The following is a 26,011-nucleotide window of genomic DNA, read 5'->3' on the forward strand; positions in this document are numbered from 1 at the left end:
TCAGTCGCGTGAACGGCCACCGCCACCGCCATCACGGCGTGGTCCGCGGCCACCACGTCGGCGTCGGGGGCGGTCTTCACCGTCTCCACCACCTTCGTTGCTACCTTCATTCTCTTCGAGTTCGGCAGCCAAAGGATCTTCTTCGCCGAGTTCCTCGAGGGCGCGACGGCGGCTGAGCTTGACGCGGTCATGCTCATCGACATCGATCACCAAGACCTTCATTTCGTCGCCGACAGCGACGACGCGATCGAGGTTGCTGATGTAGCCACCACTCATTTCGCTGATGTGGACCAATCCATCGCGGCCGGGCAGGATTTCGACAAACGCGCCGAACTCTTTGATGCTGCTGACGATGCCGTCGTAGATCTTGCCGATTTGAACCGTTGCGGTGCAGGCTTCGACTTGACGCATGGCTTCCATGGCCGAGTCCTTGTTGCTGCTCGCAACGAGCACGGTGCCGTCATCATCGACTTCGATGACCGCGCCGGTGGACTCTTGGATGCCACGGATGTTCTTACCGCCAGGCCCGATCAAGGCACCGATCTTATCGGGCGAGATCTTCGTGCGGAGCAACCGTGGTGCCGTGGGCGAGATTTCCCGACGCGGACGTGGGATCGTCGTCAGCATCTTCTTGAGGATCTCGATCCGAGCTTCGCGGGATTGCTTCAGCGTTGCGCGAATGATGTCTTCGCCCACACCCGTGATCTTGAGATCCAATTGAATGCCGGTGATGCCGTTTTGAGTACCAGCGATCTTGAAATCCATGTCGCCGAAGTGATCTTCGGTTCCGAGGATGTCCGTCAACAGGTGCCAATCGTCGGCGGAGTTCTGAACCAGACCAACCGAAATCCCAGCGACGGGGTTGCTGATCGGGACGCCCGAAGCCATCAGGCCGAGCGTCGCACCACATACCGACGCCATCGACGAGCTGCCGTTGGATTCAGTGATGTCGCTGATCACGCGGATCGTGTAAGGGAACGCTTCTGCGGGCGGCAGAACCGGAGCTACGCTGCGTTCGGCCAAGCAACCGTGTCCGATTTCACGACGTCCCGGGCCACGGATCGGGCGGCATTCACCCACCGAGTACGAGGGGAAGTTGTAATCGAGCATGAACTTCTTGCTGTACTCGTCCTGCAGTCCGTCGACGCGTTGTTCGTCGCGGCTCGTGCCCAAGGCGATCGTGACAATCGCTTGGGTCTCACCACGTTGGAACAAAGCCGAGCCGTGAACGCAGGGCAACAGGTCCGTTTCGCAGTGAATCGCACGGAGCGAATCGCGGTCGCGTCCGTCCGGACGGGTGCCGGCGCTGATCAGGTCGCGGACGACCTTTTCTTCGAGGTCGTGCCAAACCTTCTTGAAACGATTGCTGCAGATTGCATCGTCCGCTTTGGGGTCGGGGATGACTTCGCCCATCGCACGCTCACGCAGGCTCCGCGTGGCATCGGCGCGGGCCTGTTTGCCCGACGTCTGCTGGGCACTGCGGAAATCGTCGTAGTAGGCGTCGTTGAGACGTTGGAACAATCCGTCGTCCGCTGGCGACTCGAAAGCAACCTTGGTCGGGTTCACTTTCTGATACAGCTCTTCCTGCAGGTCGATGACTTCGCGGATGATGCCATGAGCGAACTGAATCGCTTCCATCATTTCTTCTTCGGGCATCTCGTTGGCGAAGCCTTCGATCATGGCGACCATTTCGCGGCTGCCACTGACGATCATGTCGAGTTCGGACTCTTCGAGCTGTTCGAAGGTCGGGAACGCGATCAGCTTGCCGTCAACCTTGCCGACGCGCACGCTGCCGAGCGGTCCTTGGAAAGGCAAGGGGCTGACGTGGAGCGCCGCGGCGGCCCCGTTCATGGCGAGCACGTCGCCATCATTTTGCAAATCGCTCGCGACAACCATCGCTTGAATCTGGACTTCGTCCATGAACCCATCGGGCCACAGCGGACGAATCGGGCGGTCCATCAGACGCGAGCTGAGGATTTCCTTCGTGCTCGGACGACCCTCTCGCTTGAGAAAACCACCGGGGAACTTGCCCGCCGCGGCCAACCGTTCGCGGTAGTCGCACATCAGTGGGAAGAAATCGATGCCCGGACGCGGGGTGCCCGATGCTGCGGCCACCAAGACCACGGTGTCACCGTACTGGACCAGCACACTGCCGGCAGCTTGCTTGGCGACATGGCCGGTCTCGAACGACAGGACTGAATCGCCGATTTTTCGCTCGACGCGAATTTTGTGAATACTCACCACAACCTCTATTTTTCTTTACTTTTTCCTACAAACAACAAAACGGCGGCACTGAACCGCCAACAAACTCGATCACTACATTTGATCGCCGCACAACTCGAGAAACATTGTGCCAGCGTCCACCGGCATGAACCGAGCAGCGTTTTTGCTCTGTGGCTCGGTACATGCGTGAATTTGAAATGAATTCCGATCCGAAAAAGGACTGGCCCTTCGGAGGCGAGTCATTTGACATGGCCTTTGACGGCCTCGCCGGAGCGGGGCAGACCCCTTTTCGGATAGGCTCTCAGAAATGTTCGCCCACGGCGAACGCTCAGTAATGTGTGGGTTTCGCAGAAAGAGTGAGACCACTCGCATTGACCAATCCCGGGCACACCGCCCGTTGGCTCGTCCACACACGGTCGTGGGACCATGCCGACGACCAACCTGACAAAATACTACTTGCGAATACCAAGCTTGCCGATGACATCGAGGTATCGCTGCGGGTCGTGAGCCCGAACATAGTCGAGCAAACGCCGACGACGACTCACCAAGCCCAACAAACCGCGACGCGAAGCAAAGTCTTTGCGGTGGGTTCGCATGTGCTCGGTCAATCCATTGATCCGTTCGGTCAAGATCGCGATCTGGACCTCAGGGGATCCGGTGTCATTGGCGGCAGCCCCATGTTCGCTGACCACTTCCTTCTTACGTTCTTTCGAGATCGTCATGCCGTGAACTGTTTCCTAGATGAATCCAATACGGAGGTCACATGCCGTCCGCGTCAGACCCAAGTTAAAGTGAAATTATTTTCCCGCGAAGTCTAACGTGCCACCCCGCCAACGCAACGTCAAATCGAGCAGATGGGCCGTGTTTTTGTCTTTTTTGACACCATCGACCCCGCCCCATCGCGCCAGCCGAATGCCGCTCGCTTACTGCTCATTCGGCAACTGCACTCGCCAAAGTCCAGTGGAACATTTCTTCAGACATCGCTCCGGCGCTCCGGTGGGAAGCCGATCCGTCGGCGCGGAGAAGGCAGTCTTTAGGCTCATCCGACGGAAGCGTGCGCCCGAGGTTTTCAAGGCATGACTCCCGTATCGAAGGATTTATTTGTGGGATGTGATTATCAATGTTAGCCTGGCACTGCCGGGAGAAACGGAGCCGAGCTCTGCAGAGGTGCTGGCTTGGCAAGGGATATCTCGGTCGCCAGCGTTTCCCTGCAAAAGCGGTACGCCAATGGTGTTGTCGGTCCCTGGCGAGCGTTTGTTCATCAGGGTCGCATTTTTGAACGATCATTGGATACGAGAGCCATGCTTCAAAAAACCTCCCGCTGTGTTCTGCGCACGCTTCCGTCGGATGAACCTCTTTTGCCTGCCGAGCAGATGTTTCTCACTCGCCCGCCGGGTGGCTAAGATCGCTTTACCGTCCCAGGGGTGTCTGCCCGGGCGTCCTAGCCCGTTGCCGGGGAGTCGCCGAATATCCCTCGCTCCTGCATTACCTGACCAATTTCCTCCGCCGCATCCAACGGAGTCATCCCCTCACGGAACTGCAGATGAATCTCCGGCCGCTCGGGCGCCTCGTAGGGGTCGCTAATTCCCGTGAAATGGGCGATCTCCCCAGCGAGAGCTTTTTTGTACAGACCCTTGGGGTCGCGTTGCTGACACACTTCCAAAGGCGTGTCGACGAAAACCTCGAGGAAATCTCCTGCCTGCCCGTCCTGCTCGACCATCCGCCGCACCCGATCTCGGTCCCGCTGATAAGGGCTCACGAAAGCCGCCAGAGTGACCAAGCCCGCGCCCGCCATCAGCGACGCGACCGCGCCGATGCGGCGAATGTTCTCCTCCCGGTCGGTCGGCGAGAAACCTAGTCCAAACCGCTCGGCAAAGGCTTGCCCGTGCTCACCTTGCAGCACCGCAGGCGGAGCGCACAGCCCGTGGCGGACGTTGTCGCCATCGAGCAGCGTCGAGGCGGCACCGCGAGCGATCAACAGCCGATCGAGCTCATTGGCGATCGTTGATTTGCCGCAGCCGCTCAGGCCAGTGAACCAGACCACGCAGCCACGTTGACCCAGATTGCTCTGCCGCGAGGCCCGTGTCACCGTGTTCTCATGCCACACGATATTTTCTGAGATGTCACCGCTGGCAGAGGTCGGGTCGGAATCCGAAGGTACGGTCATGTTCGCTGCGATGGGTTGAGTGACAAGGTTGGATTGGGAAGCAATTGCGAGCGATGGAATGTGCCGAAGCGGTGAGGGCGGTGCCCGCGCGGGGTCCCGTTTCACTGCGGCCGACACTGTGCTCGCGACGGGCGGAGCCGCCGTTGGAGCAAGTTTTACAGATTATACCGAGCCTTCAATCCGCCGCGATGCACACTGGCGAGACGCTCATGACTCGTCCACCCGGCATCGCGACAGGCGCGGATGTAGCGATCGAGCAGTTCGCCGTAGCGACGCATCGGTTCGGCTCCCAAGTCCCAACCGGCTGCGTAGAGCAGTCGCACGGACGTTTCCGGTGAGTCGCTCGCCTCGGCCTGGTCAACGAGCAGCTGCGAATAACGCTGGCGCACCGACGAGGCGTCCTGATCGCGATGGGGACCGAGAAACTCACGTAGCGTGCCGAGATCGACCGTCGCTGGCAAACATCCCAGCCGGTCGGCTTCCGCAGGTGGGCCTGGGTGACTCGCTCCCGCGGGCATCTCCGCTAGAAAACGGGCCGAGAATTTCGCAACACCGTCGGTCGACGTCGCCCAGTGTGTCCGAAACCGCACGCTTTGGTCGGTGAACACACTGCAGCGGATCGCTTGGGAAAAGGCTTGTTCGGCTCCCGCGGTGTCGCCCTGCGACCACTTGGTGTAGCCGAGCAAGTCGTGGCCCCAAGACAATTCGGGATGGCTTGCGCAGATAACCGCTGCGTGCGCCGCGACGTCGTTCCAGGATTGTTGAGCGGGATCAAAAGCAGCCGCTGGAGTCCCCAGTTTTTCTTGCAACAGAGCCGCAGTCTCGCTCGGCATCATTCGCAAATCGAAACACCATCGCATCCAATCGTTCCACGTCAGCCCGAGATCGTGAGCGGTCTGGGGCGTGATCTGACCACCCAGCGGACTGGCGAGCGCATCGATGATCAGCTGGCATCGGATCGGGACCTCACACACGCCTTGGGATAACAATTCAGCGGCCAACTGATGAGGATCGTTGGTATTGGGGTCATGGACTTTGGGGGGCTCGACGCTGGGGGTCTCGACGCTGGGGGGCTTGGTGCGGGCCCAGTCGATATGGTTGAGTCCCGGCATTCTGCTGGAGACCCATTGGCCCCACCGATGGTCGCGCCACGCGGCCGGGCTGTCGCTGCCGACGTGGCTGGGCGGGTCATCACTTTCGCACTCGAGAGCTGGCTCGCTCGCCGGTTCGGCGTGTCGCCGCTCGGCTTGTGGCAGGGACGCCAGCAACCAATCGAAGAGCAACGCCTCGGACAGGGTATCGCCCCAGGGCAACCAATCGCCGCCACCGTGGTACCAGTGGCAGATGTCCATCGAGCGACCCGATTGCGCCGCGACGTGGGGATCGAGCAACCGCAAGCACAGCCAATCGCCTGCCCCGTTGCCTACCAAGGGCAGGAAATTGGGCGGCATCAACGGGGGCCAGATCGGATCGGGGACCGTTGCCAACAGCGTCTGCGGCATCACGGGATAGCGAAATTCGCCTGGGCCCGGCGAATGCTGACAGAGTTCATCCCACCACTGGTTCAACTCATCGCCAAAATCCAACGCAAATCGATCCGCCAGCCTTTTTGACCAAGCTTCCGGACCGGTGGTCGGCGATTGCCGGCGGTCCGCTGCTGGCGAATCGTCGATATTCGCAGTGTCGGAGGCGGCGGGAGTCGAATCTGGTGTGGTCACGTTCTATAATCAGTGGCCGGCAAGGCCATCCGATTCGATTCAGATGAGTGCGGGGAAAAGAGATCGGTGGCAATGAACTGCTGCACCGAATGCCCGCCAGCCTAGCTTCCTTCCCCTCCCCAACGCAAGACAAGCGAGTTTTTGATGAGACTGCCCCGCCCAACTGCACCACCCGCCTCGACCGCGATTTCACACTGTTCCCGGGCCGGGGGCGCTGGCATCGCCGCTGCCCTGATCGCTTGCTTTGCCGTCTCGCCAGTCAACGCTCAGAAATTTCAAGCCAACTACGACGAATCGAAGGTCCCCGATTATGAGTTGCCCGACCCACTGACCACGCAATCCGGCACAGCGGTCACCGAGGCGAGTCAATGGCCCGACCGTCGCGCCGAGATCGTCGACCTCTTCACGCAACACGTCTTTGGCCAAATGCCCGACGACCGCCAAGTCGAATGCGAAATCGTGCGACGCGATGACCAGGTCCACCAAGGCGCGACGGTTCGCACCGAATTGACAGTGACCGTGAAACCACCGCAGAGCGATGCCGGTGCGGCCGATGGCGAAGCGGAATCCGTCGAGATCCACGTCCTCGTCGATGTGCCGCGGTCCACGTCCGGCCAGGATGATGCGGCACCGCCAGCCGTGCCAGCCTTCCTCGGTTTGAACTTTCAAGGCAACCACACCGTCACGACTGACCCGAAAGTACGCATCACACAGTCCTGGGTGCGTGATCGACGCAACGAGACCACTGAGGAGAATCGGGCCACGGCAGCCGGCCGGGGTGTCGCAGCGAGCCGCTGGCCGATCGAGATGCTCAACCAACGTGGGTACGCCAACATCACCGCCTATTACGGCGATATCGATCCCGATTTCGATGATGGATTTGAAAATGGGCTGCATGGACTGATGCCCGAATTCATCGCAGGTTTGCCACCGGAGCAGCGCCCCGGTTCGATTGCAGCCTGGTCCTACGGTCTGTCCTGTATCCTCGACGCGATCGAAATGACGCCGGATCTCGGCATCGACATTTCCAAGGTAGCCGTTCTCGGGCACTCTCGCTTGGGCAAAACCGCGCTCTGGGCAGGCGCCACTGACCCGCGATTCGCATTGGTCGTCAGCAATGATTCCGGTTGTGGCGGCGCAGCCCTGTCGCGCCGCGCGATCGGGGAAACCGTCGGCCGGATCAACTCCAGCTTCCCGCATTGGTTCTGCGATGGGTTCGAGCAATACAACCTCAACGAGAACTCGCTACCGGTGGACTCGCACCAGCTCATCGGGCTGGCCGCCCCGCGTCCGATCGCTGTCGGCAGCGCGACCGAGGACAAGTGGGCCGACCCGGTGGGTGAATTCCTCGCCGCCCGCGCCGCCTCGCCCGTCTACGAACTATTGGGCCTGCCCGGGCTGATCGACAATACCGGGAACACTCCCCTCCAACCGCCCCACCCGGACCACGCCTATTCTAACGGTGCGATCAGCTACCACCTCCGCCGCGGTGGCCATGATCTGGCCGAGCACGATTGGCGACGATACCTCGATTTCGCTGACCGGTTCCTCAAGCAGGACTGATGGGTAGGCGGGAGTCCCGCCCGCGCTGGTAGAAAGCATGTTTTTCCGAAGAAAATACTTCCCAGCTGCCACTCAGAATTCGTCGTCCTCGTCTTCCTCCTCACGATCCGGGTGCAATGGATCGTCGGGGTCGAAGAATAGATCGGCCAGGCCGAGCGGCACGGCGTCACCGCCGAGCGTGCGGCTGCGCCGTTCGGCCAAGCGTTCGAGATCGACCGCATCTTCACCCAGGCATTTTTCCAGGGCTTCCTGCCACGCGACATCGCGTGCGACGGGATGGTCGGGGTCCTGAGCCATCCGCTTGATCGCAAACCGCAACAGGTTCAACCCGTCGCGGGGAGAGAAATCCAATTTCAACTTGTGCGAGTGCTGCAAGAAATCCACCGTCAACGCCAACATCTCCGGCTCGGCGAAGGGCAGGTGGTACTGCAAAATCGCCATCTCGTCTTGTTTGTTGGGGAACCCAACCTGCAGCGTCGGTTGCAAACGGCTGAGAATGTAGTCGGGGATCTCGAACGTGGATTCGTCCTGGTTCATCGTCACCGCAGCACGAAAGTTCGGCGAGGCTGGGATCGTGATCCCCGCCACGATCGACTCGACGTATCGCCGGCTGTCGAATAGAGGAGCCAATGACGCCCAGGATTTTTCGTTCATCCGGTTGCCTTCGTCGAGCACGCAGACCCCGCCACGGATCATCGCACTGACCAAGGGCGAGGCGTGGTAGGAGATCTCTCCTCCGCGACTGAGTACGGGCGTGATCAACAAATCTTCCGGGCGGGTGTCGGCAGTGCACTGGTAGATATACAGCGGCACGCCCTGTTGCTTGGCCGCCGCGATCGCCAACTGCGTTTTGCCCACCCCCGGCGAGCCGAGCAGCCGCGGTGTCAGTGGCAGGTCGTTGGCATCGACTGTGATCCAACACGCGAGCAATTGCTTGAGAATCTCGCTCTGGCCAATCCAATCGCCTGGCGCGTCGTAGGGATGAGCCAATTTCAAGTCGACACCCTCCACGCAAACGACCGAGTCCGTGCCAGCGGCAGGCGAGTGGGGTTGAGGTGATTCAGGGGAACTCATGCAGAATCCAGAAAGAAATGGGAGAGAGTCGCCGGTCGCTCCGCCAACGTCGCGTTGCTCGTCATGCGCGTTGGTGAAGGCGTGGCGATTGAGGTGTTCACACAGGGAGGTTTCAATCAGTCAATTCGGCAGCGGTGACCGCATCATCGCCTCGCACCAATTCGGCCTGTTCTTGCCGCGCCGCTTCGAGGATCGGTCCCAAGTACTGATGCAAGGGATGGTCGGAAAAATGATCGATGCGAAATCGCCGCAAGCTCTTCAGGAATCCACGCCAGCGATCGTGACGTTTCTTGATCGCGTTGAGGTGACCCAGGTTGCCGTCGCGATCAATGTAAACTTCCGTACCGCAATGGCGGTACCCCATCCATGCCGGCGGGGTGCGAGTGACGATGTCGTTGTTGTTGACAAACCGATAGTGATCGAGCTGGACGAAGTTAATGTAGCGTTTATCGCCCACCCGAGGGCTGCCGTAGGTGAACAGAGCACTCGGCACGCTCTTGATATGCGACAAAAAGCAACGTCCAGCACAGATCGTCGCCATCGCCCCGCCGAGAGAGTGCCCGCTAAACCACACCGGTTGCTCATTGCCCATCAACGCCGTCTCCAACATCGGCCACAAATCGTCGACCTCCGTTTTGAAGCCGCGATGCACCTTTCCCGCCGTCTCCGCCAAGACCGCTGCGGCATTGGCATCGGCACGAATATCGTTCCACTCATTCGGTTCGGTGCCCCGGCAAGCGATCACGCAGTCGTGGTCGTTGCGAAACCGATACGCCTGAGAACCATCGTGCTCAAAGAACGTCACGTCGGGGAAACCCACAAACCGGGCCGCTTCGCTGGCTTCCCGCTCGTCGTTATAGGCGATCATCGCCAATTCGGCGAATAGCAGCGATCGCTGCAGAAACGTCATCTCTGCGATCGGCCCGCGAGCACGACTGTAAACGACGACCGGGACTTCGTTCTTGTCATGAACGATACCCGATGGCTCCTGCAGATCCCCGACCGGACTCTGCTGGGGAAGCGTTCCCTGCGGCTGAGCGGTTAACTGTGACTCTGAATCGATCATGGGACGTTCCTCCTGAGTGAATGCGGATACCGTGTCTCTCATTGTGCCATACCCGCGCCGCCAGCGGGACGGGCGGCACTCAGAACCGCCCGCGGCGACTCTCAGCCCCACATCCCGACCAAGATCGGAGCGACGACCAGGATCATGGTTTGGATCGCCATGATGAACCAATACGGCCCCGGCCTCGTCCGCCGATCGACCAACACCTGATCCCCCGAGATCCCCGCCACCGCAAACCCACTCCAAAGCTGGAGCAGGTACGTCAAAACGAAAACCGCCGGAAGAATATAAAACGCAACAAACTCAGCCATCAGCTACCCATCACCCCGACAAAAAGGAACCCACCCAATCGCCAAACATCCTACCGGAAGCACCGGTGATCAACATGGACCCCGCGGCCACCTGTCAGCTACCGGTGATTGGTTCGAGTCGGTCTTCGTAGATCATGGCGAGTTTTTGACGCAGAGACGCAAGGACGCAGAGACGCAAAGAATGTTCTGACCAATCAAAAATATCTGGCGCCTTCGCGTTTCCTTCGCTGATGGTTCTTGACCGAATTGAGTGGCACGTTAGCTCAATGAGGCCACGAGTTGGAACTCGTGGAAGGGCTACGCAAGGAAGGCCGAGGACGAGACGTGAAGGTGCTTCAATGAGGCCACGAGATGGAACTCGTGGAAGGCTGCCGGGGCTGATGGGTGTCTATCGTCCGATGATGATTGGCTTCAATGAGGCGACGAGATGGAACTCGTGGAAGGCGAACGGCTGGCCCGAGTGGGTAATGGAATCCCGCGAGCTTCAATGAGGCCACGAGATGGAACTCGTGGAAAGTTCGAGCTGCCCCGCGACAGGTTCCTGCCTGGGATGCTGCTTCAATGAGGCCACGAGTTGGAACTCGTGGAAGGGAGGCCACCGCCCTGTCGGTTCGCCTGGCTCATCGTCGCGCTTCAATGAGGCCACGAGTTGGAACTCGTGGAAGGCGCGATGACAGGTCCAAGCAAATCAAGACGGCACTTGCTTCAATGAGGCCACGAGTTGGAACTCGTGGAAGGGACGATTGTTTCGCCCGTATTGCTGAACTCACACCGGCTTCAATGAGGCCACGAGTTGGAACTCGTGGAAGGCCTCCATCGAATCAAGTTGATGGCGGCCGTGCTCCTCGCTTCAATGAGGCCACGAGTTGGAACTCGTGGAAGGAGAGTCGTCCCGATGAAAGTCATGATTCTCCGACTCTCTGGCTTCAATGAGGCCACGAGTTGGAACTCGTGGAAGGCTCTCGATCATGCGGGCGTCTACGGCGACGATTCGGCTTCAATGAGGCCACGAGTTGGAACTCGTGGAAGGACCTCGGGCCATTTCGATACCTCGCACGACGCCTTGCTTCAATGAGGCCACGAGTTGGAACTCGTGGAAGGCGCAACGGGAGACACTGGCCCGCAAGGAATCCAAGGCGCTTCAATGAGGCCACGAGTTGGAACTCGTGGAAGGTATCACGGTTTATTTCAACAATAATAAATCGTGTGGTCGCTTCAATGAGGCCACGAGTTGGAACTCGTGGAAGGTATATGCTGGGTTGGCCGCAAGGGATCCGGAGGGACTAAGCTTCAATGAGGCCACGAGTTGGAACTCGTGGAAGGGAAAAACCGGCGGACGGAAGAAAGGCACTCCGAACAGCTTCAATGAGGCCACGAGTTGGAACTCGTGGAAGGTGCCACCAAATCGACATCCTGCCAGTCGTCGTCTCCAGCTTCAATGAGGCCACGAGTTGGAACTCGTGGAAGGCGGCGATTACACGATTTACGACATCGACATGCCGCCGGCTTCAATGAGGCCACGAGTTGGAACTCGTGGAAGGGTGAAGCAAGAAGTTTAGAAGCTGGACAGGCAACTACTGCTTCAATGAGGCCACGAGTTGGAACTCGTGGAAGGTCCGACGAACGCAACGACCGCCGGGTTCCCGTTCACTTGCTTCAATGAGGCCACGAGTTGGAACTCGTGGAAGGACGGCGAGCCAATGTATCGCCACAACGAAATTTATTCTGCTTCAATGAGGCCACGAGTTGGAACTCGTGGAAGGGACAGAGGCAGGGATCAAGGTCTATGTCGATGGGTCGGCTTCAATGAGGCCACGAGTTGGAACTCGTGGAAGGGGCCAAGGATAGCCAGTAGCTTTTGTTTGCTTGCCTGCTGCTTCAATGAGGCCACGAGTTGGAACTCGTGGAAGGAGCAACTACACAGTAGAAGATCTCGATCAGTTCAACGGCTTCAATGAGGCCACGAGTTGGAACTCGTGGAAGGATCCTGCATCGGTGGTCGTCGTACTTTCTGGGTCATCTGGCTTCAATGAGGCCACGAGTTGGAACTCGTGGAAGGGCCCGCGGGCGACAACAAACCGACCGAAACCGAAATCGCTTCAATGAGGCCACGAGTTGGAACTCGTGGAAGGTGCCGAAGTATTTGGGCGACGTTGAGGCCAAGTAGAACGGCTTCAATGAGGCCACGAGTTGGAACTCGTGGAAGGGGAGCTGGCGAAGATGGCAGCCCAGCAAGAGGCGAGCGCTTCAATGAGGCCACGAGTTGGAACTCGTGGAAGGATTACGACCGAACCGACACCGGCCGAAGTAATCGCTGAGCTTCAATGAGGCCACGAGTTGGAACTCGTGGAAGGAGTTTCGCGGCGATACATCCAGTGGCGGCAACATGGGCTTCAATGAGGCCACGAGTTGGAACTCGTGGAAGGCTTGCCCAACGGTGAATGAATGATGACCCCTCCACGCTTCAATGAGGCCACGAGTTGGAACTCGTGGAAGGCGTCCCATCGATCGCAATCGACCAGGCGGCAGCGTAGGCTTCAATGAGGCCACGAGTTGGAACTCGTGGAAGGAAGTGCGGATCAAATGAATCACGCGGAGTCATTCGCGGCTTCAATGAGGCCACGAGTTGGAACTCGTGGAAGGACAGAAAAGCTCCTATACGTCGATGCTGTCCAGGAAGCGCTTCAATGAGGCCACGAGTTGGAACTCGTGGAAGGTCGCCATCCTCTCCGGCAGCGTATCCCTCGTGGTAGGCTTCAATGAGGCCACGAGTTGGAACTCGTGGAAGGTAAGATGGCTGAGGAATTGAAGCCTGACAAGGATTCGGCTTCAATGAGGCCACGAGTTGGAACTCGTGGAAGGCCAAACTACTTGGCATCACCTACGAAGAACTCACCGCTTCAATGAGGCCACGAGTTGGAACTCGTGGAAGGGACATAAAAAGACGAGTAACCACCAAACACGTTGTAGAGCTTCAATGAGGCCACGAGTTGGAACTCGTGGAAGGCGATTCACTCAGAACCCCTCTGGAGAAATTCAACGATGCTTCAATGAGGCCACGAGTTGGAACTCGTGGAAGGACGGAGATTGCGGAAACTGAAGCAGGCCCCGAACCGCTGCTTCAATGAGGCCACGAGTTGGAACTCGTGGAAGGCAAGCCGCCGTGGATTTCATTCGGCAATTCGACCTGGCTTCAATGAGGCCACGAGTTGGAACTCGTGGAAGGTGCGTGATGGCACCGCGTTGTTCCATGCCGATCACGCGCTTCAATGAGGCCACGAGTTGGAACTCGTGGAAGGGGCGTCGTAAGTGCGACCCATTAACGGGCCAAACGCTCGCTTCAATGAGGCCACGAGTTGGAACTCGTGGAAGGGGATTGAGCATGGTCGCGAGTGGACAGAAAAGAGCGATGCTTCAATGAGGCCACGAGTTGGAACTCGTGGAAGGCAATTGTGACACCGCCTGATCCTACCTCGATATCTGAGCTTCAATGAGGCCACGAGTTGGAACTCGTGGAAGGTGGCATTATCCCATCAGACAGATGAGGATAAATTGCTAGCTTCAATGAGGCCACGAGTTGGAACTCGTGGAAGGGAACACTTTTTGTTTCTCTTATAGGAGGGTATGAAAAGCTTCAATGAGGCCACGAGTTGGAACTCGTGGAAGGGCTGTTGAACGGGCTTACTTAAATGTCAGTAAAGCAAGCTTCAATGAGGCCACGAGTTGGAACTCGTGGAAGGGTGGCGGCTCGGCACCAAAAACAAGTGTCTACAATCAGCTTCAATGAGGCCACGAGTTGGAACTCGTGGAAGGCACAGAGCGTGGAATTAAAAGAATCCATCCCACACGCTTCAATGAGGCCACGAGTTGGAACTCGTGGAAGGAGATCAGCCGCGACAGCATCACCTCACGCGGAATCGCTTCAATGAGGCCACGAGTTGGAACTCGTGGAAGGTGACGCGATGAACGTTGCAGCCAAGCAAGACAGCAGCGCTTCAATGAGGCCACGAGTTGGAACTCGTGGAAGGTCTCGCGATTGGCCAGTGCGATCCTGGTAGATGTCAACGCTTCAATGAGGCCACGAGTTGGAACTCGTGGAAGGGGGACGCCTCGGCGGGAAACGCCCATCGGCGGGAACGCTTCAATGAGGCCACGAGTTGGAACTCGTGGAAGGAGTCGCTGATTTTCGCATCGGCGGCTTGCTCCATCATGGCTTCAATGAGGCCACGAGTTGGAACTCGTGGAAGGAGGATGCTCGGACGGCGTTGAGCGTCTACAGCGAGGCGGCTTCAATGAGGCCACGAGTTGGAACTCGTGGAAGGATTCGAGACGTTCAACACGATCACGCTCGCTCTCGAGCTTCAATGAGGCCACGAGTTGGAACTCGTGGAAGGAGGCCGATCGGTGCGGGCACCGTCCCAGCGACGTTGGATTGCTTCAATGAGGCCACGAGTTGGAACTCGTGGAAGGGTTAAAGCACCAACCTCATCAGAATCAATGATAGCGCTTCAATGAGGCCACGAGTTGGAACTCGTGGAAGGAGCACCCATTTCTGGATGCGGGATTATGGGGGATTTTGCTGCGGTTTGCGAGCGGTCCACCAGTTGAGCGTTTCTGTTCACGTGGATGTTTCCCTGGAGGTGATGTAAATACGGTGTTTTTCCTGGTTGCGAGCGGTGGCCGGGAATTGCTCACCACCTCGCTGCTCGCGTCACTACCGCGTCTGAAAAACCGGGAAATCCTCGATCTCTCCGCTGAGGCGGCGAGCTAACAATCGAGTTTGAATCTCGAGCAAACGCCTGTAACTGACTCGGTAATCGAATAGCGGATGAGTGACCAGTGAATCCATCCGTTTCTCATACGCTAGCAGAAAATGCTTGCGCCCGGCATCGCTCATCACGACCGATTTTCCCGCACAGATGAAGTGAGCCGGTGTGACCATCTTGGTGTTGATCGCCGACAGGACGACCGAGTCAGCAATCAGGGGGCGGAACGGTTCCATCAGGTCGAGTGCCAGAGCTGGTTTGCCGGGTTTGACCTGATGGTAGAAACCCAGATGAGGATCCAGGCCTACGATCGTGGCCGCAACCAGACACTCTTTGGTCAACAGGCTGTAGGCGAGGGACAGCATCGCGTTGACAGGATCTCGCGGCGGGCGACGGTTGCGCGATTGGAAATGAAACGCGGGACGTTTTTCCGCTGCCGCGAATCCCGCACCTCCTGTCGATACACCGCAATCGACTTTGAGCATTCCCGCAAAATCCTGGAAGTACACGCGGGCGGCGATTCCTTCGATCCCCAAGAGGGAAGCGAGCGAGTCGGCAGACATGGCACGATTGGCGTAGCGTTTGAGTTCGCTCAGCGACTTGGCATCGGGCTCGCGATGGTTTCTCATCAACAGCGTTCGCTGGTTGCGTATCTTGCCATGCACCAAGGTGCGAGCAATGTCGAGACAGAACTCTCGGTCATCGGCCAAGCGAAACTGTTGGCGTCGGACGAGGATGTTCTTCACGCCCAGGCCACCGCTGACGCCATAGAAATACCCCTTCTGAGTGAAGTAACCGATCGGTAAGTCACGCCCAAGCGCCGTTTGAATGGCCTGGGTCGATAGCTGGATATTGCCAAACAGATTAATTTGATTGATGTCGTTGAAGCGAATTTCCTGGACTACTTTGCCTTCGACCTTGGCTTGCAGCAGGTCTCCCTTCTTGCCAATCCACATCCCTTGCGTATTGAAATACACGGGTCGCCGCTCATCGCGAGCGGTAATCAAGGGCCGCACGGTTGGTGGCGTTTGCCGAGATTCGGCAAGCCGGCGAGTTTCGTCGGGCAAGCAGATACCGACCAGGGAACAACGCGGGCACTTGGGGCTGGACACCAGCGGCGGCGGGATTTGCCCTGAAATGCGATGCTGGCGCGCAGTCGCGATCGCCTCGCGTGTCAGTTTCAGCAGTTCGTCGTCGATCGGAATCCGGACACGCTGCCGTGTTTCATTGAAATACAGCACGCCTTCATCGGATTGGTAGCCATTGTCTCTCAGTACCAATACCTGCAGAGCAATTTGCACACGTTCGGGATCCCAGGCCGCGAGGGTTCCGTCGGCCATCCGCTTGGGACGCCCGCGTTTGTAGTCGACCGGGATTACTGAGTTGCCAGTCGCTTCGGCGAGATCCAGCTTGGCGATCACGCCCAGCGAGTCACTGCTCAGGGTCACACTGCGGGCATGAATTGTTTTAGGAAGGTCCTCGTTCTCTTCCTCGGAATCCGACGCTTCGTCATCCGAATTTGGTTGAGCCGCATCCCCAGGATCATCGTCGCCGAAGAGGGTCGCTGGCTGCACGTGCTTTGACTTTCGCCGCTTCTTCGGCTTGGCAGGTTCCGGGGGCACGTCGGCGGGTTCTTCATCAGCACTCGGGATGAAAGACTCCGTCGCACAGGGCTCGGCAGGGGCCAATCCGCCTGTTCCGCTATCGACTCGGCGATGCACGATCCCGCCGTCGATCGTATCGATCGATTCGGCAAACTGCCCTTCGACATGCATCAGATAAAAGAGACGCGGGCAGTACACGAGCTCGTTGATCATCCGAGCGGGAAGTAGATCCTCAGGATCACGGTCGGAGGTGGAAGCACTCGCGTCAGCGGGTCGGATCATGGCATCACACTGGGGCAGGGACAATCAATGGGTTGGAAAAAATGGAAAGCGAACAGCCAAGACACGCCCGGCAAAGCAAATAAAATCACACGACGAAACAGGGCGCTGCCATGGCGGAGTAGGGCTTGCCGATCGCTTGGACCAGCGTTTCGCTGCGTGAGGCTGCTGGACCGAGATCGATCACGAGCACCTGGTCTTCACCGTGGTGCAAGATGTCCGCCATCTCGGACTTGCAGCGCAGCAGATCAGCGTCGGTCAATTGGCACTCGAACACGCTGTACTGGAGATGGTCGCCCCAGCCCCGGAGGCATTTGAAAATCTGCCGTAGACGCTTCGCGTCACAGACGTCGTAGGTGATCAGGTAGATACGTCGCATGATTCTCAGCCATCAAAAGCAAGAAGGCCGCCGGTCAAGGCAGTGGGGAGATCATGCACCCTAATTCGAGGGAGGCTGTCTGGCTGAGAATTCGGCGAAGTCGACGGTGTGAAAAATCCCACCCAGCGACAATCTGTGCGGATTATTCGCGATGGAGGGAAGAAAAACGACCGGATTGAGAAAGAGCGGCGATTCAGTCTACGTGATTTCGCCCAGCAGATCACTCACATAGTCGACCGACGGCTCCGCCCGTCGTGAGTCAAGGAGGTCCGTATCACGCGGGCACACTCGTGACGAGTCTGATCCAAACGCCTGGAAGACCAAGGAGGCAGTGATTTCCTCCACGTAGGCGATCGATGATGACAGCCGCACGATCGATGAACGGGATCAAGATGCCGATGGAGTTAGCACGCGATTCTGAATCTACCGAAGTAAGCGCGGTTTATCAATTTTCGATAAACCGTGCTTACTTCCATACATTCGCCCAGCCAATCGACAAAATGGCTCTTTCGATGAAACACCGCTCTGGAGGTTTTGACGGCATGCCTCAAAAACTCAGGCATCGAGTGTTTGCGCCCGTTTCGGTCGAATGGCCAAAGAACTCTCGGCCAATCCGCCCCACAGCCGGGGATCTCATTGCGAGCAGAGCTCGCTTCCACTTCTCCTGGCCTGCTCAGGCGAAGGCACTCACATCAGCGTGACAACAAGTTTCGGACGCCACCGACATGCCTTGAAAATCCCACACCATTGGCTGAATTGCCGCTGTCGGTCCGGAGAACGCATCCTGCGGACTCCGATGAGCCCACGAAAACGAAAAGAACTTGCAAAAAGTTAGCTATTCAACACCCCCCCCTGGCCAAACGTGTCACTGAGATCCGTTAAGTTGCGTTCTTCCAAATGGCGGGATGGCTTCAAGGCAATCTTGCTGGACGACAGCTAGAGGAAACGAACGAACGAATGATATCGCTGCAAGAAATACTGGGCCTAAGTGAACCCAACGAGCCATTTCCGTGGCAGAATGCACTGTTGGACCGCTTAACAGGCAGAGTTGGTAACCGGTTGGTGCTCGATGTACCGACGGGGCTTGGCAAAACGAGCGTCATGGCCGCTTGGTTGGTCGCGTTGGCCAGCGGTGCAGACCTGCCGAGACGCCTTGTATACGTCGTTGACCGCCGCGCGGTCGTGGATCAGGCGACACGAGAAGCGGAAAGGCTTCGGGATTGGGTGTCGACGGATCGAGAGACCAGCCAGTTACTTGGGTTGCAGAGCGATGAGCGGTTACCTATCTCGACGCTTCGAGGCCAATTTGCAGACAACGGTCAGTGGCTTAGGAATCCCTCTATGCCAGCAATCGTTATCGGCACGGTCGACATGATTGGCTCGCGATTGCTGTTCCAAGGCTATGGAGTCTCACGCAAAATGCGTCCCTATCACGCTGGTTTTCTCGGTGCGGGTTCTCTGTTTATCATTGATGAAGCTCATCTGGTTCCGCCATTCGAGGCTCTCTTGGAACGCGTCGTCACTCCCAATGAGGTACTGCGCGGCGACCGCGCGAATGACCTACTCATACCTCAATCTGTTCTAATTTCGCTTTCAGCAACGGGACGTGGAGTATCGGAGAACGTGCTGCGGATTGACGACAAGGATCTTCAGCATCCAGTCGCAGGCAAACGTCTTCGAGCGATCAAGCGTCTGAGGTTGCTCAAACCAGAAAATGACAATGACGACTTAGTCGAGAGACTCGCGACGGAGGCTTGGAAGCTTTCCGGATTTGGGACAGTTGCGAAACGCATCATCGTTTTTTGCACCCGTCGGACCGATGCGATGAAAGTTGAGCAAGCCGTTGCCAAACTCGCCAAGGCCGACAAGAAACAAGGGATACCGGCGCGTAAGATATTTCAACAGTTATTTGTTGGGTCACGTCGGGTTCGGGAACGACAAGAACTCGAAGCTTGGCTTGAGGCCCATGGTTTTCTTGCGGGTTCGAAGGCTGTCATTGATGCTCCCGCCTTCGTCTTTGCGACCAGCGCCGGGGAGGTTGGTGTTGATCTGGATGCTGATCATATGGTGGGCGATTTGGTCGCGTACGAGCGAATGGTGCAGCGTTTTGGCCGCGTCAATCGACGGGGCGAGGGAGAGGCGGAGGTGCATGTGCTATTGCAGCGAGATGTTCCCGACAAAAAAGAAGCCGACGCACTGAGTAAAGCCCAGGCGAAGGCTGAGCGTCAGCGTGGGGCAAAAGATCACGAAGTGGTAAGACAGTTCGAATTGGCCCCGAAGTATCGTGCAGCGATGGAAGCTCTGCCGCTCATTGAAGGCGAATCGGCAAGAGATGCGAGTCCCGAAGCGCTGCGTCAGTTGAAAATCAATGCAAACACGGATGATCGGCTTGCAAGCGTTCTGGCCGATGCAACGACTCCCGCACCGTTGCGTCCCCAGTTGACTCGTCCAATTCTAGACTCGTGGTCGATGACATCACTGGAAAAACATTCGGCTCGACCGTTTGTGGCACCATGGCTACGTGGCTGGGTCGATGATGAACCTCAGACAACGGTTGTATGGCGTAAGTATTTGCCAACACTGTCGAGCGGATGCACCAATAAGCAAATTGCGGATTTTTTTGAAGCCGCACCAATTCATTTGACAGAGAAGTTGGAGACGCGTAGCGACGAAGTCTTCAGATGGCTGCTCAAGCGAGTGGATGGGATCACTAAGCTCAAAGAAAAACCAGCCAAGAGCACCAAGCCAGAGGAGTTGGCACGTCTTCCCAAGAATGACGATGTCGTCGCAATCTTGGTAGATCGAAAAGGTGACGTAGAAAGAAGACTGACGCTCGATGAGTTGCGATTTGATGGGGGAAAGTCGGTCCAGGATGAAAAGAAGCATTTTTCACGACAGCTTTCCAGTGGTACGCTGGTTGTCGACTCTCGGATCGGCGGTTTGTCTGGCGGGCTGCTCGATAACAAGGCGAGGATAACGGAACCGGCAGAGGCTGCGGATGCGACTGATTCGAACCCGTGGATCCGTGTTGCAGAAGATGCTCAAAGCAACGACATCGAACCAATCCCCGCTTTTCGTATTGTCGATCAGTCGGCTGATGAGCTGAATGAACCGACGACCTCAAAGCAACAAGACCGCGTTTGGAGAGTTTGCTATCGATTGCCAGTCCAATCGAGTTACGAAGACGAGCCGTCGCGATTCCTCGTTATCGAAAAGTATCGCCAAGCGGTTACAAATGAAGAGAGCCGCTCATCGATCGGTGTGCGGACGCTCGAAGACCATCTGGCGGATACCGAGCGAGAGGTTGCTAGGCTCGCAACAACTCTTGGCTTATCCCGCGAGCTGACTCTTGTTTTTCAAATAGCGGCTCGTAACCATGATCACGGCAAGAATTGCGATCGTTGGCAGAATGCTTTTAGCGCACCTGAAGAGGGGCGACCGTACGCGAAAACACTCGGCCCGTTTCGCAACAGTTTGCTGGACGGCTACCGACACGAGTTCGGGTCACTGCCACTGGTAAAGAACGATCCCGATTTCAGTAGCCTTTGCGAAGACAGGCAAGATCTGACGTTGCATCTTGTCGCGGCACATCACGGTTTTGGTAGACCAATCATTCGGACCGACGGATGCGAAGACGCACCGCCTTCCGCCCTTGCCGAACGCGTGCGTGACGTCGCCCTGCGATTCGCTCGGCTCCAGCAGCAATGGGGGCCGTGGGGATTAGCGTGGCTCGAATCGATTCTACGCGCAGCCGATCATCGAGCCTCCGCACTCGTCGATGAAAAAGAACCAACAAGCAAAGACATTAACACCGAACACCCGGAGAGCATTCATGGCTGAAGCTTCGATTCCCGTTGATTTGCTCAATCCGGGGCAGGTGTTTGCCTGCCTTGGTTTCCTAGAAGCGGCCGACATTTTGCTGGGAAACGCCCGCGGTGGCTTCGATTGGTCCGATGAGTCAGACGTTCGCTTTCGGCTCAGCGCTGATACCGTCGGAAATCCCTATGAGGTCGTGTTGTTGTTTCTACAACATGCGTCTGTGACATCGCGAAGTGCGAGAGTTCTCGGACTTGATACATCAGGCTGGGACATTGACACAGAACAGTATTCGACGGATACCCCGTTCCCATTCCCGCCGCCCGCAAGTCCAGCAACCTTGCCTGCGGTACTGGTTGTAGAGTCGTCGGCACAACACGAGTCAGCGACAAGGATTGAGATAGGACACTGGGGCGATAATCGCGCGGAAACCGGTCGAGACAACGTCAAGTTTTGGGCGGGAGCAGCTGGATATCCCGGTGCCGCGCTGGCTCGAGATGCACTCGATTTAGTTCGAGACGATATACCAGCCTCCATCAACGACCCGTTTGCGGCCTGGGCCGAGCAAAGCAGTAGCTTTCGATTGGATTGGCGACGCGACTATATACCGATCGACATCGGATTTTCGTTAAACGCACACAGCGGACCCCGTTTCAAGACGGTTGGTTATCCCATAGTTGAAGTTTTGGCGGCCATTGGATTGACCAATGCGCGGCCCGAGTTTCTCAATAAGCTCCTCTATCGATACGGAACACTTGGGGTCGGCTCTACTGCTGATCTATTCGATCCATTCTTTCTGCGGGCGTCGCTGGGTGCCCCAGAACTTCCCTTTCCACAGCGTACTTTCCGTATGAAACTCGGTTGGCCTGGAAAAGAAGGCCAGTCACGCTGTATTACCACTGTCTATGAGGAAATCGAAAATGAGTGACACTATGCCATTAACCATCGAATTGCTTAACCAATGGGCAACGGACCTAACCGGCCCCGTTGCCCTCAGCATGCGTCAGCGCCTGCTGTCCGTTGAAGGTGAAGACGGCGAGGACCAGATCGTCTATCCGCCCACATTTGCGGACGTCGGCTATAACATCGATACGCTGGCCGATGGCACTCGGGTGGCCCTGATTGACAGTGTTGGATCACAAGCCAACCGATTGGAGCCTGCATTCCAGTCAGAATCAGGCCACGCATTGTCCGGTTTCGTGCCACAGATTGATATTGTGCTACGGACGGAACCTTGCGGCAAATGCGATGCTTGCGAGCAGGCGAAGAAGCCGACCACTGGCAAGTGCGAGAACCCGTGGAAAGAGAAACGCTCGCTGTTTGAGCTTGCACACCGGGCAGCTGACGCAGTTGTCCAATCTTCACCCACCTTGCTGCCAACGGTTCAGGAAGCATTCGAGGATCTTCGTAAGACAGGCAACGCGATGCCCCTGGCGTCCGTCGCGCCGACTTCACTGGTCTTTGGATGCTGGGACTCACGTGGCGGATCGGGAGAGAAACTACCCCGCCTAGTCCGCAGCATTATTCGCGCCTGGGACGTGGACCCACTAACCACTGCATCGCAATTCAATTCGATCTGGAAGGCTCTCGACGAAGACCAACGCGAGGCGTTGAAAAAGGCCCTTCCCAAGGGCAAAAAGCTGTCAGAAAAAGGTTTCAATGATGCACCAGCCAAAGGACTCGGCGGAATCGTCGTTCGCGGCAACATCGAACGACACGTCACGATTAACCTGGTCGCGTTGCGTGGACTCGTTGGAGCAGACGACGCCGAAACTGAAACACTACGCAAGTACCTGCTCGCGCTTTCGTTATTAACCGCGACGACGGACATTGATATGTTTCTTCGCGAAGGCTGCAACCTACGAATCGCCGACGAACAGGACGATTGGAAGGTCGTGCCACGACGTGGGGATAAGAAGTCTGTCGATCTTAACAGCGAAGAAGCTGCCGAATTGCTCAAGAACTACGCAGAGTCTGCATACAAACCACTCGGAAAGGCCTGGGTAAAACTCGATCTGAAGTCCGAGCATGACTTCGACATGAAGGCCGCCAAGGAATTGCTCGGCAAGACGACTGAAGAGGAAGCGGAGTAGCCATGAGCAACGCACTGGTCATTTCCGTTCGGCTGCATGAAGGTTGGTATCATGGCGCGGGTTCTACGCCATCGCCAGCCCGATTGTTTCAATCGCTGATTGCCGGACGCGGTCTGTCGGGCCCGATTTCTGACGAATCGATTGAGGCACTCGAGTGGTTGGAGCGTCAGTCGCCGCCGATCATGGCCGCTCCGGTGACGCTTGGCGGCCAGCCCGTTACGAATTTCGTCCCCAATAACGATTTGGACGCCAAGCAAGGCGATCATCGCCGCATTGGCGAAATCCGAACGAAGAAATCGACTCGACCACTGTTGTTCGATTGCGAAATTCCGTTCGTGTTCTGCTGGCATTTGAATGAGCAATCATCGCTTGATGATGCTCACGTCGAACAAATATGTGCTTTGGCCGATGGTGTCTTTCAGCTCGGTCGCGGGGTCGATACGGCATGGGCATGGGCCGAGTTACTCTCGACGGACGAGCTTGATGAACGTCTGCACTCGCATCGCGGACCTGTGCTGCGCCCATCATCGGGAAGCGGTAGCACAGAGTGTCCAACGTCTGGAACGGTTGCCAGCCTGATCCAGCGTCATGCTGATATGTCCAATCGCTACGCGATGACCGCAGACGGAAAGGGACAGACATTTCGTCGACGAGCCAAGCCAAAGTGGAGACTAGTATCGTATGACAATTCTGTGACGCGACTCTCTTTTGACCTTACTGATCGTCAGACGTCAAATCTAGCGGTCTGGCCAGCCACGGAAGTTATCGAACTGGTCAAGACGATTCGCGATGCCGCAGTCGAGCGACTTATCAAGACGCTGCCAGATCAGCAAGCTGAGATCGGCCAAGCCTTAATTGGCCGCACGTCAAGCGGCGAGAATGCGGGACCAATTAAAGCGCGCGCTCGCATCATTGCACTACCATCGATCGGCCACGAACATGCCGACCAACAGATTCGTCGCGTCGTCATCGAGATTCCTGGCTATTGCCCCTTACTTGCCGATGACGTCGCCTGGGCATTCTCGGGCCAGATGCTCAGCCGCTACGGGCGCACGATCGATCTTATACGGTCGCAGCCGAACCGTCAGCTCGAACATTATGGTGTTAACGTTGGAGGATCGAGAATGTGGCAAACCGTGACGCCGATCGCGCTGTCTGGGGCCGCTCGCCGCAGGCTTGAACCGGACCATCGCAAACGAGTTGCTCACGATAAAAAGGGCACTGCGGAGCGAAGGTTCGAGCAGGAAAACGCAGCGTCCGCACTCCGTCAGGCTCTACGTCACGCCAGCGTGCTCGCTAGATTGACTCGCCTTCGCCTACAAAAAGAACCGTTCACCGCGCGTGGCCAGCGAGCAGATGATTTTGCCGCCGGAGATCGCTTTAGCAAACACACACTATGGCACGCGCAATTGGAATTTGAAAAACCGGTTAGTGGTCCTCTGTTGCTTGGTGATGGACGTTTTTTGGGGCTCGGCTTGCTCCAACCCACTGCGACTTCATCGGGTGTGCTCGCGTTCACTATCGAGTCTGGATTGTCGAGCAAGCCGGATCCCGTCCGCTTGTCGCGATCGCTACGCAACGCCGTCATGGCGCGCGTTCGAGACGTATGCAAGACATCGGACCTGCCAGCCTATTTCAGCGGCCATTTGAAAACGGGCGATCCAGCAGACTCATCAAGACAGCCACACCTGACGTATACATTCGATCCCGTGCGAAGTCGTTTGTTGGTTCTTCAACCTGAGATGCTTGACGCCTCGATCGGCCGATCGAACCGACATAGCAAGACGCTTGAACTCGCTTTGGCTCAGTTCGCTCACCTGCGCGCTGGACGTGACGGAAACCTGCGTCTCTACCCAACTGGCATCGACTTAGCGAGTGATCCACTCTTTTGTCGCTCGCCAGTCTGGGAGTCACTCACGCCCTACAGCGTCAACCGTCACGGTAAGAAGACAACAGCAGGAAATCTGATTAAACGCGATGTATTAGCCGAGTGTAGTCGCAGAGGAATACCGCAGCCTACCATTGCAATTAAGAATTGGACGGCAGTTTCCGGTTCCGGTCTTCAGTGTATGCTGCGTCTCGAATTCAAACAGGCGATTGCTGGCCCAATTATCCTCGGCAAGACTCGGCATCACGGAGGTGGCGTTTTCACTGCAAATAGAGTATCTGATTGATAGCGTGGCCAAGAAAATAGTACGGATGAAGAAAACGTACGCGGACTCAGCTTCAGGTTCGAATCATGGCCATTTTCTTGCTCGCGTCATTGTAAGTAAGCAGGTATGAACAAATTGTTCGGTATATTAGCCGGTGGGCGCTAGCCCCGTTTCCATTGACGCTTCGCGTTTAATGCGAGAAAACCGGGGCTAGCGCCCACCGGCTAATTGAGTTACACCGAAAGAATTACCCATACCTGCTTAGAACGCCGTGAATCAGATTCGCCGCAGAACAGGGCGAGCGAAGAAATACCCATCCGCGATTATTTTGGGCGAATCCGAATGTTGTATTTTGCCTGCATGGCGGTGGTGGTCGAAATGCGGGTAGCCGTGGCAGAATGACCGCTGAACACGGTTACAGACGATGTCAGCCGAGGGCACCTTTCGGTTTCTGTGCGACTTAGCGATTGCGTGGCAGATCGCATTTCCGACGCCGCAGGATCCTTCGAAATTGCCCATGGTCGGCCACGGCCAACGCGCACTCTGGGCTAAATGGGCAGTATGCGTCGAGTTGCGCTCGGCCGGTTTTTAGGTGATGATATGGAGGTGATTTGTTCGCTTCCCATCGCTTTCCAATATTCATCTCTATGGCCGAAATCCAGTTCGATAACGTCGATTCGATACTCACTTGTTTTGACGAACTCAACGACCCTCGTTCCCACGTTAATCGACTCCATATCTTCGGCGATCTACTCGTCATTTGTATCATGGCGGTCATTGCAGGAGCCGATGGACCGCA

The 26,011-nt window shown here is 57.1% G+C and carries 14 protein-coding genes, 1 pseudogene and 1 CRISPR repeat array; of the genes and pseudogenes, 6 read left to right on the top strand and 9 right to left on the bottom strand.

Features of this window, described 5'->3' with window-relative positions:
• The 4 genes from pnp to CA85_RS15960 form a co-directional block, all read right to left on the bottom strand.
• Entirely contained in the window at window positions 1–2,241 is a 2,241-nt protein-coding gene (gene pnp / locus CA85_RS15945; RefSeq protein ID WP_146392327.1) for a polyribonucleotide nucleotidyltransferase, read from the bottom strand.
• 434 nt (window positions 2,242–2,675) lie between these two features.
• On the bottom strand, window positions 2,676–2,945 hold the full coding sequence (gene rpsO, locus CA85_RS15950; protein WP_146392328.1) for a 30S ribosomal protein S15: 270 nt from the start codon (window positions 2,943–2,945) through the stop codon (window positions 2,676–2,678).
• Window positions 2,946–3,664: 719 nt separating this feature from the next.
• Window positions 3,665–4,390, bottom strand: coding sequence for an adenylyl-sulfate kinase (gene cysC, locus CA85_RS15955; protein WP_146392329.1), 726 nt, complete (start codon window positions 4,388–4,390; stop codon window positions 3,665–3,667).
• A 155-nt stretch (window positions 4,391–4,545) separates the two neighbouring features.
• Window positions 4,546–6,108, bottom strand: coding sequence for an SMI1/KNR4 family protein (locus tag CA85_RS15960; protein ID WP_146392330.1), 1,563 nt, complete (start codon window positions 6,106–6,108; stop codon window positions 4,546–4,548).
• 144 nt (window positions 6,109–6,252) lie between these two features.
• On the opposite strand from CA85_RS15960, the gene CA85_RS15965 reads away from it, so the two are divergent.
• Window positions 6,253–7,671, top strand: coding sequence for a glucuronyl esterase domain-containing protein (locus CA85_RS15965; RefSeq protein WP_246112851.1), 1,419 nt, complete (start codon window positions 6,253–6,255; stop codon window positions 7,669–7,671).
• Window positions 7,672–7,743: 72 nt separating this feature from the next.
• Here the strand turns inward: CA85_RS15965 and CA85_RS15970 are convergent, their stop codons facing one another.
• The 5 genes from CA85_RS15970 to cas2 form a co-directional block, all read right to left on the bottom strand.
• A complete protein-coding gene (locus tag CA85_RS15970; RefSeq protein ID WP_146392331.1) occupies window positions 7,744–8,745 on the bottom strand; it encodes an AAA family ATPase in 1,002 nt (333 codons plus the stop codon).
• A 112-nt stretch (window positions 8,746–8,857) separates the two neighbouring features.
• Window positions 8,858–9,811 carry a lipase family protein gene (locus tag CA85_RS15975; protein WP_146392332.1) on the bottom strand — a complete coding sequence of 318 codons (954 nt, stop codon included), beginning with the start codon at window positions 9,809–9,811 and terminating at the stop codon, window positions 8,858–8,860.
• 101 nt (window positions 9,812–9,912) lie between these two features.
• The gene (locus CA85_RS15980) at window positions 9,913–10,122 is read right to left on the bottom strand and encodes a hypothetical protein (RefSeq protein ID WP_146392333.1); all 210 of its coding nucleotides are present in this window, start codon (window positions 10,120–10,122) and stop codon (window positions 9,913–9,915) included.
• A gap of 260 nt (window positions 10,123–10,382) precedes the next feature.
• A CRISPR array of direct repeats spans window positions 10,383–14,663; the repeat unit is 36 nt; unit sequence GCTTCAATGAGGCCACGAGTTGGAACTCGTGGAAGG.
• A gap of 173 nt (window positions 14,664–14,836) precedes the next feature.
• A complete protein-coding gene (cas4g/cas1g, locus tag CA85_RS15985; RefSeq protein ID WP_146392334.1) occupies window positions 14,837–16,774 on the bottom strand; it encodes a CRISPR-associated endonuclease Cas4g/Cas1g in 1,938 nt (645 codons plus the stop codon).
• An 85-nt stretch (window positions 16,775–16,859) separates the two neighbouring features.
• Window positions 16,860–17,150, bottom strand: coding sequence for a CRISPR-associated endonuclease Cas2 (cas2, locus tag CA85_RS15990; protein WP_186774991.1), 291 nt, complete (start codon window positions 17,148–17,150; stop codon window positions 16,860–16,862).
• A 957-nt stretch (window positions 17,151–18,107) separates the two neighbouring features.
• Between cas2 and cas3g the strand changes: the two genes are divergently transcribed.
• The 5 genes and pseudogenes from cas3g to CA85_RS25745 all read left to right on the top strand — a co-directional run.
• A complete protein-coding gene (gene cas3g / locus CA85_RS16000; RefSeq protein WP_186774992.1) occupies window positions 18,108–20,990 on the top strand; it encodes a type I-G CRISPR-associated helicase/endonuclease Cas3g in 2,883 nt (960 codons plus the stop codon).
• Window positions 20,983–21,894 carry a type I-G CRISPR-associated protein Cas8g2 gene (gene cas8g2 / locus CA85_RS16005; protein ID WP_146392338.1) on the top strand — a complete coding sequence of 304 codons (912 nt, stop codon included), beginning with the start codon at window positions 20,983–20,985 and terminating at the stop codon, window positions 21,892–21,894. Before cas3g ends, cas8g2 begins: the two co-directional genes overlap by 8 nt.
• Window positions 21,887–23,059: a type I-G CRISPR-associated RAMP protein Csb1/Cas7g gene (gene cas7g, locus CA85_RS16010; protein ID WP_222435463.1), complete on the top strand. Its 1,173-nt coding sequence runs from the start codon at window positions 21,887–21,889 to the stop codon at window positions 23,057–23,059. Before cas8g2 ends, cas7g begins: the two co-directional genes overlap by 8 nt.
• Before the next feature lie 2 nt (window positions 23,060–23,061).
• Window positions 23,062–25,233: a type I-G CRISPR-associated protein Csb2 gene (gene csb2 / locus CA85_RS16015; protein WP_146392340.1), complete on the top strand. Its 2,172-nt coding sequence runs from the start codon at window positions 23,062–23,064 to the stop codon at window positions 25,231–25,233.
• A gap of 626 nt (window positions 25,234–25,859) precedes the next feature.
• Window positions 25,860–26,011 (top strand): annotated as a pseudogene (locus tag CA85_RS25745) (ISAs1 family transposase); the annotation flags it as partial.

This window comes from Allorhodopirellula solitaria, from assembly GCF_007859855.1.
GTDB classification, from domain to species: domain Bacteria; phylum Planctomycetota; class Planctomycetia; order Pirellulales; family Pirellulaceae; genus Rhodopirellula; species Rhodopirellula solitaria.

Coding starts and splice junctions, on each gene's coding strand:
- CA85_RS15970 (WP_146392331.1), bottom strand. CDS start 8,745: ATGAGTTCCCCTGAATCACCTCAACCCCACTCGCCTGCCGCTGGCACG.
- cas2 (WP_186774991.1), bottom strand. CDS start 17,150: ATGCGACGTATCTACCTGATCACCTACGACGTCTGTGACGCGAAGCGT.
- rpsO (WP_146392328.1), bottom strand. CDS start 2,945: ATGACGATCTCGAAAGAACGTAAGAAGGAAGTGGTCAGCGAACATGGG.
- CA85_RS15975 (WP_146392332.1), bottom strand. CDS start 9,811: ATGATCGATTCAGAGTCACAGTTAACCGCTCAGCCGCAGGGAACGCTT.
- cas7g (WP_222435463.1), top strand. CDS start 21,887: ATGAGTGACACTATGCCATTAACCATCGAATTGCTTAACCAATGGGCA.
- cas3g (WP_186774992.1), top strand. CDS start 18,108: ATGATATCGCTGCAAGAAATACTGGGCCTAAGTGAACCCAACGAGCCA.
- cysC (WP_146392329.1), bottom strand. CDS start 4,390: ATGACCGTACCTTCGGATTCCGACCCGACCTCTGCCAGCGGTGACATC.
- CA85_RS15980 (WP_146392333.1), bottom strand. CDS start 10,122: ATGGCTGAGTTTGTTGCGTTTTATATTCTTCCGGCGGTTTTCGTTTTG.
- CA85_RS15965 (WP_246112851.1), top strand. CDS start 6,253: ATGAGACTGCCCCGCCCAACTGCACCACCCGCCTCGACCGCGATTTCA.
- cas8g2 (WP_146392338.1), top strand. CDS start 20,983: ATGGCTGAAGCTTCGATTCCCGTTGATTTGCTCAATCCGGGGCAGGTG.
- cas4g/cas1g (WP_146392334.1), bottom strand. CDS start 16,774: ATGATCCGACCCGCTGACGCGAGTGCTTCCACCTCCGACCGTGATCCT.
- csb2 (WP_146392340.1), top strand. CDS start 23,062: ATGAGCAACGCACTGGTCATTTCCGTTCGGCTGCATGAAGGTTGGTAT.